The organism is Microbacter margulisiae, assembly GCF_014192515.1.
In the GTDB taxonomy this organism is placed as follows: domain Bacteria; phylum Bacteroidota; class Bacteroidia; order Bacteroidales; family Paludibacteraceae; genus Microbacter; species Microbacter margulisiae.
The window spans coordinates 2,213,798-2,226,878 of the sequence record NZ_JACHYB010000001.1 but is presented as its reverse complement, the minus strand read 5'-3'; the positions used below and the strand labels follow the sequence as shown (position 1 = coordinate 2,226,878).

General features: G+C 39.9%; 6 protein-coding genes. All 6 read left to right on the top strand.

The window, feature by feature from the left end; genetic code table 11:
- Positions 1-365: 365 nt before the first annotated feature.
- The 6 genes from FHX64_RS09115 to galA all read left to right on the top strand — a co-directional run bounded on the left by FHX64_RS09115 (position 366) and on the right by galA (position 13,037).
- On the top strand, positions 366-3,650 hold the full coding sequence (locus FHX64_RS09115) for a SusC/RagA family TonB-linked outer membrane protein (protein WP_246392362.1): 3,285 nt from the start codon (positions 366-368) through the stop codon (positions 3,648-3,650).
- Between the two features lie 19 nt (positions 3,651-3,669).
- Positions 3,670-5,457 carry a RagB/SusD family nutrient uptake outer membrane protein gene (locus tag FHX64_RS09110; protein WP_183413455.1) on the top strand — a complete coding sequence of 596 codons (1,788 nt, stop codon included), beginning with the start codon at positions 3,670-3,672 and terminating at the stop codon, positions 5,455-5,457.
- 76 nt (positions 5,458-5,533) lie between these two features.
- Positions 5,534-6,463 carry a hypothetical protein gene (locus tag FHX64_RS09105; protein WP_183413454.1) on the top strand — a complete coding sequence of 310 codons (930 nt, stop codon included), beginning with the start codon at positions 5,534-5,536 and terminating at the stop codon, positions 6,461-6,463.
- Positions 6,464-6,806: 343 nt separating this feature from the next.
- A complete protein-coding gene (locus FHX64_RS09100) occupies positions 6,807-8,954 on the top strand; it encodes a glycoside hydrolase family 31 protein (protein ID WP_183413453.1) in 2,148 nt (715 codons plus the stop codon).
- Between the two features lie 60 nt (positions 8,955-9,014).
- Positions 9,015-10,091 (top strand): glycoside hydrolase family 5 protein, encoded by a 1,077-nt coding sequence (locus FHX64_RS09095; protein WP_183413452.1) that lies wholly within the window; start codon positions 9,015-9,017, stop codon positions 10,089-10,091.
- Between the two features lie 9 nt (positions 10,092-10,100).
- Positions 10,101-13,037 (top strand): beta-galactosidase GalA, encoded by a 2,937-nt coding sequence (gene galA, locus FHX64_RS09090; RefSeq protein WP_246392360.1) that lies wholly within the window; start codon positions 10,101-10,103, stop codon positions 13,035-13,037.
- The last annotated feature ends 44 nt before the right edge of the window (positions 13,038-13,081 follow it).

Sequence of the window (13,081 nt, the reverse complement as noted above, 5' to 3'; positions counted from 1 at the left end):
TAATTTAAACACTTAAAACCATGACATAACACGAAAAACTACACTTACACCACACAAAATCAACTAACACATCTGCAAAAACTCCAATTCAATTTGCTCTTTGTTTGTTTAGGGTAAATAGTATTTTGAGTAATGATCCTTACATCAGATAAGTAGAGAATAACAAATCGAAGTTGTCTGAGGTCACGTTAAGTCGGGTATCCGATGGTAATTATGCAAAAAATAGCGCGTTGCAAAATCAATATGTCTTGTCTTTTATAGCTCAATATTGGTTTTGGTACATTAAAATCACAATTTGCATTCATTATTAATTAACCATCACCTGTTGATGCAGGTGAGTATTCATTTAAAACATGAACAAATTTATGAAAAGAACCACAAAAGGTGGGAGAGGCACAACGATCCCTCTACCCAAACAGATGAAACGAGCTTTGATGCTATTATTGTTTATAGCGTTTGGTACCGGAGCTGGTGTTTATGCAGTAAATACTAATGCAGCTTCGGCACAAACAGATCAAAGTCAAGCAGAAAAAACGGTGAGCGGCAAAGTAGTTGACAAATCAGGTAATCCACTTCCAGGTGTCACTGTTGTTGTAAAAGGAACAACAAAAGGAACGATTACTGATGCAAACGGTGTGTTCAGACTCAATCAGGTACCTGAAAACGGTACTTTGCAGTTTTCTTTTGTAGGGATGAAAACGCAGGATGTGAGTGTTCATAACCGTTTGTCAGTAAATATAACTATGGAAGATGAAGCGATTGGCCTGAATGAAGTAGTCGCTATCGGGTATGGCGTTCAACAAAAGAAAGTAATGACAGGTGCGACTGTTCAGGTAACGGGTAATGATATTCAGAAGCTGAATACTGTTTCAACACTGGGTGCTTTGCAAGGTAGCACGCCTGGGGTTCAACTTACCAAGTCAGATGGCCAGCCTGGTGATAGCTATAAGATTGATATCCGTGGTATGGGAACAATTGGGAATGCTATCCCTTTATATGTGGTTGATGGAGTTGTTGTAGGAAGTATCGACAATTTATCTCCTTCAGATATTCAAAGCGTTGATGTATTGAAAGATGCTACAGCAGCCATTTATGGATCCCGCGCTGCAAATGGAGTAATACTTATCACAACAAAACAAGGAAAAACAGATGAGAAACCGACGATCACTTATGATGGTTATTATGGGTGGCAAAATGTTTATAAAACGGCTAACACCTTAAATGCTCAACAATATTTGACTATTATTAACGAAGGAATGGTTAATAGTGGCCAAATGCCGTATGATATAACCAAACTGGCAACAAGTTTGAATGGGAATGATTATGGAGCGCAAGTGCCACTTGTACCCAATGCAGCTGCTATTTTAGCAGGAACGAATAAAGGTACGAACTGGATGCAAGCTATTACCAATGACAATGCGCCGATTCAAAATCATTCATTGAACTTAACAGGTGGTAGTGCAAAATCAACTTATTCATTTGGATTGTCGTATATGTCTCAGGACGGGATTTTAGGTAAGCCGGTCGCTTCGCATTTTGATCGTTACAATCTCCGGATGAACAGTGATCATAAAATCATAACAAACAGTAATAGAGCTATTTGGAAAATAGGCGAAAATATCAACTATTCATTTAATGAAAAGAGTGGTATTGCTGTGAGCAATGGTTATTGGAATGATATTTATGACATGGAATCAGCTAATCCATTTTTGCCAATTTATGGAGCAAAAGGCTTGTACAGCTATCCTATTCCATGGGATCACCTTCAGAATAATCCTATTGCAACAATGATTTATACTCGTGGATTGAATAGTTCCAAGAATCATAATCTGACAGCAAGTTTTTATACCACGGTCTCTCCCATTAAAGGCCTTGAATTAACATCTCGTTTTAGTACCAATGTTTCTGCTGGAAGTTACCGCTCTTTTCAGCCAACATATGATTTAGGGTCTGTATCTACATCAACCACTGCTGTAGGCAATTCTGTGAACAATACCTCCCAAAGTATGTATGTGGGTTTAAACTGGATGTGGGATAATACGATCACCTATAACTTTAAGATTAATCAGGAACACAACTTTACTATTTTAGCCGGTGAATCGGCAGAGCGGGATAATCTTGGAGAATCAATGAATGCATCGAATCAGAATAATATTTTCAATAGTTTTGAATATGCTTATTTATCTAATACTCCTACCATTTCTTCGACTGGAGGTACTGTTGTTGGCGGTTCATCATGGGGCGGAGGAGGAATCCTTTCTTATTTTGGTCGTTTGAATTATGATTATAAAGGTACTTATTTGTTTTCTGCGGTAGTTCGAGACGATGGCTCTTCTAATTTTGCAGCAGGACACCGTTGGGGAACGTTCCCTGCATTTTCTGCAGGGTGGATTATTACTAATGAATCCTTTATGAAAAATACCCAATCGTGGTTGGATTTCTTGAAAATACGTGCAAGCTGGGGTAAAAACGGGAATCAGGCAATTCCTAATTTCAATTATTTATCAACGATTCAAACAGGAGGAGTTGGTGCAGGTAATTACTATACCTTTGGAGATAAGACAGCCCAAAGTGCAGGGGCTTATCCTAATATTATCCCAAATCCGAATGTGACGTGGGAAACATCAACCCAGACAGACATAGGATTTGATGCCAATTTATTTAATAGTCGCTTAACATTAAATTTTGACTGGTATAATAAGGCTACTGATAATTGGTTAGTACAAGCTCCTGTTCAGGCCGTTTATGGAACTAATGCTCCTTATATTAATGGTGGCAATATTTTGAATAGAGGTTATGAAATTAATTTAGGCTGGAAAGACCATATTGGTCAGTTCCAGTATAATATCAGTGGAAATATCTCCTTTAATCACAATGAAGTAACTAAGATTGAAGGTGGCGTTCCTATTTATGGACAAAAAGGTTTCTATGGGAACAATAGTTATTGGTATGTGGCAAAAGTAGGTATGCCGGCAGGATGTTTCTATGGATATAAAACTAATGGTATATTCCAGACGGAAGCTGATGTGCTTGCCTACAAAAATAAAAACGGAGGCTTAATTATGCCTAACGCTGTGCCAGGTGATATCCGCTTCGTTGATATTAATGGTGATGGCAAGATTGATAACAGCGATATGACAAATATTGGGAATCCACACGCTCCTTATACTTATGGAGTAACGATTGCTTTAAGTTATCAAGGATTTGATTTCTCATTTTTAGGTACTGGTGTTTCCGGTAATAAGATTATTCAGGCTACCGACTGGAATTCATTAAATGATCCGCTCGCTAATTATACAACGGGGATATTAAACCGGTGGCATGGACCTGGCACTTCGAATACAATGCCACGTGTTTCATTAAACGGGAACAATAACAATAATTATCTTTCTGATATGTGGTTGCAATCAGGTGATTATTTCCGGATTTCCAACTTAACATTAGGATATGATTTCAAACATATCTGGAAATCTATGCCACTCCAGCAAGCACGATTGTATGCAACCATACAAAACGCTTATACTTTTACCAAATATCGTGGAATGGATCCAGAAGTCGGATATGCTCCGGATAGTTGGTCTCAAGGAATTGATATAGGATATTATCCTTCACCAAGGACAGTTATGATTGGTGTTGATCTTAAATTCTAATCTATAAAATAATATTCGTATGAAAAAGATAGCAATATATTTATCTGCAGTCCTGATATTGACTTTATCAGGATGTTCCCAAAGTTTTCTGGATACGCAGGATTTGACAACAAAAACAACTGCCAATTTTTATCAAACACCTTCGGATGCTGCACAAGCACTGACCGCTATTTATTCATCCTATTGTTCGGCCATAGACCCTAATAATGGAGGTTCTATCTTTTTACTTTCCGAACAAATGTCAGATGAGTGTTTTAGTGGTGGTGGACAACATGACAATCAAGGAGCCATGGATCAATGGCAAGAATCAAAGACAGATCAATATGGAAGTACATGGGCTAATTATTATCAAGGCATTTTCAGGGCAAACAATCTGATTAAGTATATTGGTCAAGTAACTGGATGGTCGAATGAAGCGCAAAAGAATCAAATTGCAGGAGAAGCTCATTTTATGAGAGCCATGAATTATTTTGATCTGATGCGTTTGTTTGGTGGCCCGGTTAGCGGAACGATGACGGGAGTCCCTTTAATCACCGATCCGGCTTATCCTACAGCTAAAAGAGCTTCAGTAGATAGTTGTTATGCACAAATCGCTTCTGATCTTAAATTTGCCATTGACAGCATGCCTGGTGTTGCTTATAATTCATTAGATCCGGGGCATGCTACAAAGTGGGCGGCAGAGGCTTTGATGGCTCGTGTGTTTTTATTTTATAATGGAGAAGCTTATGGTCGAAACTACAGTCAACTTGGTTCGAATGCAACCATGCCTTTGGTTGGCGGCGGTAAAGTTACTAATGCTGAGGTTGTGGGCTGGATTGATGATTGTATTGCCAATAGTGGGTATGCTGTTGTGTCTACTTTCGGGGATTTATGGCCATATTCGTACAAAAGCGCTAACAACACCTATCCATATGCTATCAACAATGATTTGTCATGGGTTGGTGATGATGGTTCAAACGGTGGCAACAATCATGAAGCTGTATTCCAGATTGTATATTCAACTTTTGGAGGTTGGAACAACAATCAAAGTACCTCGTTTTGCAATAGCATAGATCTATTCCAGGGATGGAGATTGCAAGGAACTTTGCCTTTTGGTTACGGTTGGGGCTGGTGTACTGTTAGCCCGACGGTGTTCAACACTACTAGCTGGTTCTTGCCGGGGGATCTGCGTAAGGTTGGTTCGGTTTGTGATGTTACCGATCCCAATGAAGGGATTACACCTTCATATACTTGGGGTGGAGATTTATGGGAGGAAACCGGATATTGGCAAAAGAAATATGTTCCAATCAATGTAAAAGCTCCGGCTAGCGCAGGTGCCACTGGCAATATCTGGAACTATAGCCATGAAATTTATCCTACTTTAACGTATAATACATCTACAGATAACACTCAAAATTTGATTTTGATTCGTTTCTCTGATGTATTATTAATGGGTGCTGAGTTAGGCAGTTCAAAGGCTTTGACCTATTTGAATGATGTCCATGAACATTCTGGATTGCCTGCTTTAACCGCAGTTTCATTAGCAGCAATACAGCAAGAAAGAAAGGCAGAATTGGCTTTCGAAGGCGTACGTTACTGGGATGAACTTCGTTGGGGAACAATGGCTACTGATCTTGCTGCTGAAAGCGGAGCTACTATTTGGAATGCCGGAACTAAAACAACCTATACTCCTAATGTGACCCGTTTCAACGAAACAAAAGGGTTCTTACCTATCCCTGAAACACAAATCTCTCTTTCCAGCGGAGAACTCCAACAAAATGACGGATGGAATTCTACTGATGGAGACAGAACTTATCAGGGAAATTAAAATGATTATGGAGGATAGACTCATCACGGAATAATGAGTCTATCCTCTGAATAGTAACCATTAAAATGATATAACAATGAAATACAATAAATTATGGTATGGTATCGCAGCGTTCATGCTGTTGTTGCTTACTGCATGTAATCCAATACAAAGTAATGACGGTTCTCTTGGCGCTCTTATTCCTGCATCTCAATTTAAATTAGATGTACATGCTACAACAACTGGCGGGAATCAGATAGTAATGATAAATAACACACCTGATGTTGCAGGAATGTGGGTATCCGGGATTGGAACGTCTACTAGTCAGACTGATACAATTTTGCTTCCGTTTCTTGGTAAAAATACGATCTATTTTTATGGAACAACTGCTGGTGGTATCGTTAAGGATTCTGTGTCGATCACTATTTCTACTATAGATCATGCTCTCTCTCCAACTTGGACTTATTTGGCTGGCACAGGTTCAAAAACATGGGTGTGGGCTACTGATATTCCTGCTAATTGGGTTCCGGGCGGCAATGCAGCAGGCATGTGCTATGGCAATGGTGGATATCTTGCTAGTAATGCTGCTGCGTGGTGGACAAATGGTCTTTCTGCTTTACAAGGCTGGGGAGTCGCAACTGATCAAATGACTTTTGATTTGAATGGAGGAGCTAATTTTACGTTAATAACAGGGAATAATCAAATTCTTTCCGGTACTACTCCAAAAGGTTTACCAGCAGGAACTTATAAGGGTACATTTAAATTTGATATGTCTCAAACATTAACGACCTCGAATCCTCCTTCAGCTACGAATGATAATAACTGGTCTATAGGGACTTTAACATTATCAGGGGCAACTGTTAGTTTAGGGTATCAACCTAACTACAATGCTACTCCGATCTATACATATGATATTCTTTATCTTGATAATAATGTGATGATCTTGGGTGCTCCTGAACCAGGAGCCGGAGCTTGGGGAGTTGCCTGGTTCTGGATATTCAAACGTCAGGGATATACTTTTAGTTAATATGGCTTGTCCTTCATAGTTTAATAGTTAATCATGTAGTGTAAAGTAGAGATCCGTAAGTACATTTAAAAACAATGTGCTTACGGATACTATTTTCTTTGTCAGGCTTTTGGTTTGTATATTTGTTTTTGATTTTTCTCATCTTATGTGCATGTTGAAGAGCCATATTAAAAATTGTATTACAAATAACATCTTTGTCAGATTAAAGCAGGATGTTAGTAGGGTATTATTTGTACTATTATTTATTGTTGCTCCTGTTTCTAATAGTTTTTCGAAGGAATATAAGGAGGCCGGGGATGTTTTGGTGTTTAAGAATGTTTGTATTCAAATTCTTTCACCAACCATGTTCAGAATCTGGAAAGGAGATAAATTAAACCCTTCTGCACATGATTTAAGCATCATCAATTATCGATTCCCGAAAGTCTTTTTCAGTATTAAACAACACGGTGCAACCTATGTAATTCTGACTGACTCTCTACTTATCTGGTACAATCCGCACGAAGATTTTACGCAAGGTGGGATTCAAGTATCCTTAAGACGAAATCCTGTAATGATTCTTAAAAGGTTGGATGCACAAGATACCTTGAACTTAGGAGGTGTAATTCCATCTTTGGATAATTGCAATGGAGACCTGAAATATGCTGAGCAAAATAATATTCATTCCAAAAGCCATTTGCATCTCATTCCTGACGGAATACTTAGCAGAAGAGGTTTTTCTGTGTTCAGACATACGCAGGATACGCTTGCTTTGTATAACCCGGGAGATAGATACGAAGATCTGTATGTAATGGGTTATGGAGATGATTTTAGAGAGGCCTTTCACGATTTCTATCGTTTGTCTGGGAAAATTCCCATGCTACCAAAATGGTCGCTTGGCCTTATTTATTCTCGTTGGGCGGATTATACGGCAAACGACTATAAGCATATTGTCAATAAATTTCGCCAGGAAAGAATTCCTATTGATGCTATTGTTTTAGACATGTGCTGGCATACCAATGAATGGTATGGTTATCAGATTGATACTTGTAATTTTCCTGATCTAAAGGTATTTAATCTGTGGGCTGATAGCGTACATGTAGAAACCGGATTTAATCATCATTCCGGGGCAATTTATGCCAAAGATCCTCATATCATGGAGTTTTGTCGAAAGGCAGGCATTGATTATGCGAAATCTTTAATCCCGGGCATGTCATGGGAGCCGGATAAGCCGGATATTCATTATGATGTAAAGAACAAAAAACAATTCAAAGCCTTTTATGATATCTATATTTCTCCTCTGATTAAAGATGGGTTTGATTTTCTTTGGGTGGATGGCGAAAACTCCATCTATTCGTCTGAGTGGTATCAAAAGTACCTTGCTCAGGAGACTCATAAAAGAACTTTTATATTGAACCGGTTACATGCCGGCGTCCTTTGTAACCATCGCTATCCGGTAGGATTTTCCGGTGATACGTATATTAGTTGGAACACAATGGCTTATTGCTTGGAAAATAATATTGCTGGGAGTAATAATGGAGTCTATTGGTCTCATGATATCGGAGGCTATATGCCGCAAGGCTTGTCGGGATATATCCCAACAGGAGAGCTATTTGCCCGATGGCTTCAATTGGGAGCGATGTCTCCTGTTTTCAGGGTGCATGCCAAAAAAGCAGCATATTGGACTCCACCATGCAAGCCTGGGGAATTTGACTTTGGGTCAAGACTGCCTTGGCAATGGGGAGATACCGTTCTTCGTTCTGCAAGAGTTTCTATTCAGTTAAGATATAAGTTATTGCCCTATATATACACTATGACAAGGATTGCCCATGATACCGGGATGCCTTTGTGCAGGGGGTTGTATCTTGAATATCCCCAGTCAGGTCAAGCATATCGATATGATGAATATATGTTTGGAAATGATTTTCTGGTTGCTCCTATTTTACAGGCATCTTCTGATAAAAACGATTATACAACAAGAAATGTATGGCTCCCTCAAGGCAACTGGTATGATTTTTTCAACCAAACATTGTATAGCGGAAATCAACAAATATCCGTATCCAAGTCGTTATTTCAGTTTCCATTATTTGTCAAGGCAGGGGCTATTATTCCTATGTCTCCTTATTATAGTTATTCCGGTGTACCGTTGGATACATTGCTCATTTATGTATATACCCCTGTGAAGACAGGGAAAACCGTTTTTCGCCTTTATGAAGATGATGGCATTAGTTTTTCATATAAAAAGGGAGCATATAGATGGACTAACCTGGATTATATATATACAAATAAGGTGTCGCAGGAGATCCTGATTCACCCTGCAAAAGGAAATTTCAAAGGGAGTGTGAAGCAAAGGGCATATAAAATATTTGTGATAAATACACCACACCCAAAAAGCTTGCGTCTGAATGGGAAGCCCTGTACAAGTTGGAGTTGGGATGCTGCAACAAAAATGCTTTCAATCGATATTAAGCAACAGGATGTCCATGCCGATTTAATTGTAGAAGCGAACCTATAGCCTGATCCACTTAAAAATCGACAAAACAGTACACATTATTTTAGACCTAAACAGATACACATGAGAAAAAAAATTATCCTCTTATCCATGTTTATAGGGCTGATGGTAAATATTTCGCAGTCCGTGAGTTCGCAGACCGTACAACCTGCTTTTCATCACTGGTGGGAAGATAATACGGTTTATAATAGTACTCCCGCTCCCAATGCGAAATTGTTGCCCAGAATCAGTGTCAAAGGAAATCGCTTCGTAAACCCTCAAGGCATACCGGTTCTCTTTCGCGGTCTTTCCATTGCCGATCCTGATAAGATTGAACATCAGGGACAATGGAATAAAGCTCTGTTTGTTAGGATTAAACAACTTGGAGCTATGGTGGTGCGTATTCCAGTACATCCTATAGCATGGAGGGAAAGAACGCCGGCTAACTATCTGAAACTACTTGATCAGGCTGTTGAATGGTGCACCGAAACAGGGTTGTATGTGGACATCGATTGGCATTCCATCGGAAATTTGGATGAAGGTTTATTTCAAGACCCGATGTATGTGACCACAAAAGCCGAAACGTTTAATTTTTGGCGCACTATTGCACAACATTTCAGTGGTAATCATACTGTTGCATTTCTGGAACTTTTCAACGAACCGACCGATTATAATGGTAAACTTGGAAATCTGTCATGGGAGCAATGGAAGACCCTCAATGAAGAGTTGATTCAATTAATCCGTTCTTATGATAATCACAGCATTCCCTTGGTTGCCGGCTTCGATTGGGCCTATGATTTAACGCCGTTGCATTATGCTCCTGTCCATGCAGAGGGAATTGGCTATGTCACCCATCCTTATCCGCACAAACGTACTCCACCGTATGTCCCGAAATGGGAAGAAGATTTTGGATTTGCCGCCAATAAATATCCGGTAATTGCAACTGAAATCGGTTTTACATTGGGAGATGGAAGTATAAAAGATAATGGCGATTATGGAAAGGCAATTATTCAATACCTTGAAGGGAAAGGCATAAGTTGGATGTGGTGGGTGTATGATCCTCAATGGACTCCCGGCATGATTGAATCGTGGAACACATTTAAATTGACGGATTGCGGCAAATTCTTTGAAAAAGCAGCAAAAGGAGAAATTAATAAATAGAGCAGTTATATGATGTATAAAATCCACTCGTTCAAAGGCATTGTCTGCTTTGTGGGTATGTTGTTTTTGGCAACAGCTTCCTTTGGGAAAAACCAGGCAAAAGAAGGCAAATCCTCTTCTATTAGGGAGCATTTGCTTATGGACTTTGGTTGGCGATTTGCATTTGGGAATGCCATAGATGCAAAGAAAGATTTCAATTTTGGAACAGGTTATTTTTCATATCTGGCCAAAGCCGGCTATGGAGATGGGCCTGCATCTTCTGGTTTTGATGACCGTTGCTGGCGGTTATTAAATCTTCCGCATGACTGGGCAGTAGAAATGCCTTTTAGTCCTAAGGCAAGCTCAAGCCATGGGTACAAAACAGTTGGGAGAGGTTTTCCGGAAACCAGCATAGGATGGTATCGCAAAACTTTTTTTATCCCGGAAACTGATCTTGGCAAACGTATTTCTATCCAGTTCGATGGAGTTTTCCGTGATGCAAAGGTATTTGTAAATGGCTTTTATCTTGGGCATCATAGTTCCGGATATTTACCTTTTACCTATGATATTACCGATTATCTCAATTATGATGGGAACAATGTGGTTGTGGTTCGTGTGAATGCAACCAGGGAAGAGGGTTGGTTTTATGAGGGGGCAGGTATTTATCGCCATGTCTGGTTGGATATCACGTCACCCCTGCACGTGGCTCAATATGGTACTTTTATTACCTCTACCCTTACTAAAAATCATTCTGCCGATGTTATGGCGCGGGCTACACTTGCAAACGATGGACGGAAGAAGAGTGTGTTTGAAATCAGCCAGACGATCATTGATGCTAAAAGCAATCTCATTGCAACAAGAAAAATTGCTAACCTGAATTTAAAACCTGGTGAACATAAAGAATTTTATTGTGTTTTACCCGTCAAAAACCCTGAATTGTGGGATGTTAATTCTCCTTATCTGTACAAGCTGATTACAAAGGTTGTCTCGGATGATACACTTACAGATCGTTACACAACAACATTTGGGATACGCACTGTGAGATTTGACCCGGATAAGGGATTCTTTCTCAATGGCAAGCGTTTAGAGATTAAAGGAACCAACAACCATCAGGATGCTGCCGGGGTAGGCATTGCAGTTCCAGATGCCATGCAGGTTTTCCGAATCAAACGATTAAAAGAGATGGGTGATAATGCCATTCGTTGTTCCCATAACCCTCCTTCACCGGCTTTATTGAATGCTTGTGACAGTTTGGGAATGCTTGTGATTGACGAAAACAGGGAAGTAGGGACGAATCCACAACAACTTCATCAACTAAGGGAGATGATCTGCCATGATCGCAATCATCCTTGTGTATTTCTCTGGTCATTAGGTAATGAAGAATGGGCTATTGAGGGTAATATAAAGGGAGCCCGAGTTATCAGAACCATGCAGGACTATGCAGGACGATTGGATTCTTCACGGGCTTTTACCGCTGCTGTAAGCGGCGGCTGGGATAATGGGATTGGAATGGTCACTCAGGTAATGGGTTACAATTATATTGTACAAGGCAATATAGACGAACATCATGCTAAATTTCCATGGCAGTCGGGCATTGGAACGGAAGAAAGCAATACGATTGGGACACGGGGCGTTTATATTACGAATGATTCAACAGCACATATGGCACCGACAAACCGGATGCCGCAAAATGTCGGAACAGAATCAGGATGGAAATTTTATGCTGCACGGCCTTTCCTGGCTGGTTTATGCTATTGGACGGGATTTGATTACCGGGGAGAACCTACTCCCTATGGCTGGCCTCAGGTCTCTTCGCAATTTGGTATTTTGGATATGTGTGGATTTCCCAAAGATATTTTTTATTATCTAAAATCGTGGTGGGGAAAACAACCTGTTTTACATATTTCTCCTTATTGGAATTGGAATGTGAAAGAAGGTACGTCGATTCAGGTCATTGCCTACAGCAACTGTGATTCGGTAGAACTGTTTCTGAATCATAAGAGTTTGGGGAGTAAAATAATGCCTGTAAATTCACATCTGGAATGGCAAGTCCCGTATGAACGGGGGACTTTGTTAGCGCTTGGGTTTAAAAATGGAAAACAAATTATTGCCGACAGTGTACAAACGTCCGGACCTCCGGCGGCTATTCAGCTTATTCCGGATCGGTCTGTCATTAAAGCCGATGGAGCGGATGTCTCAGTAATTACGGTTCGGATGAATGATGCAAAAGCCCGATTCGTACCTGATGCTGATAATGAAATCTATTTTCATCTGGCCGGGCCGGGTAAAATTATTGGCGTTGGCAATGGAGATCCTTCTTCACACGAAAAAGACCGGTTTGTTGAAAACAATCAGATGGTGGCCATCGACAGCCTTACATTCCAATTAGTTAAATCACAACAAGATTATCCTGATGCTATCAAGACTTGGAATGATCGATATTGGCCTTCATTGACTACGGCTCAGGGTGACTACAACGTACAGCCGCACGACTCTCTCAAAGCATGCATTATTTGTGGTCAATTTTATTTGTCTTCGTATGAATCAAATACAACCATTGCTTTGTGGCCAAAAAGTCTTGGAGAAACAGAGAATGTTTATATCAACGGGCATCTTATCGCTAGCCATATAAAAAGGAATGATCCGGTTGTACGCTATGAGATTAATCATGCGATTCTTCATAAGGGAAAAAACATCTATACGGTTGTGGCAATTCCTTTAGAGAAAAAGTATCAGTATGAAAATTTGAATACTGATCCGGGTACTATTCAGGTATGTACGCCGGCTTCAACATGGCGGCGAAAAGCATTTAACGGCTTGGCGCAAGTGATTGTACAGTCAGGCAAGACGCCTGGAACTTTAACTTTGTCGGCAACATCCGATGACCTATCAACAGCAAAGATTATGATCCAGACAAAACCTTGTAAGTCATATCCTGAGATACAGTCTGCAATTCAAACAAAATAGTGTATATTTAGAAACTCACAAGGGGAAGGATGATTGTATTTATA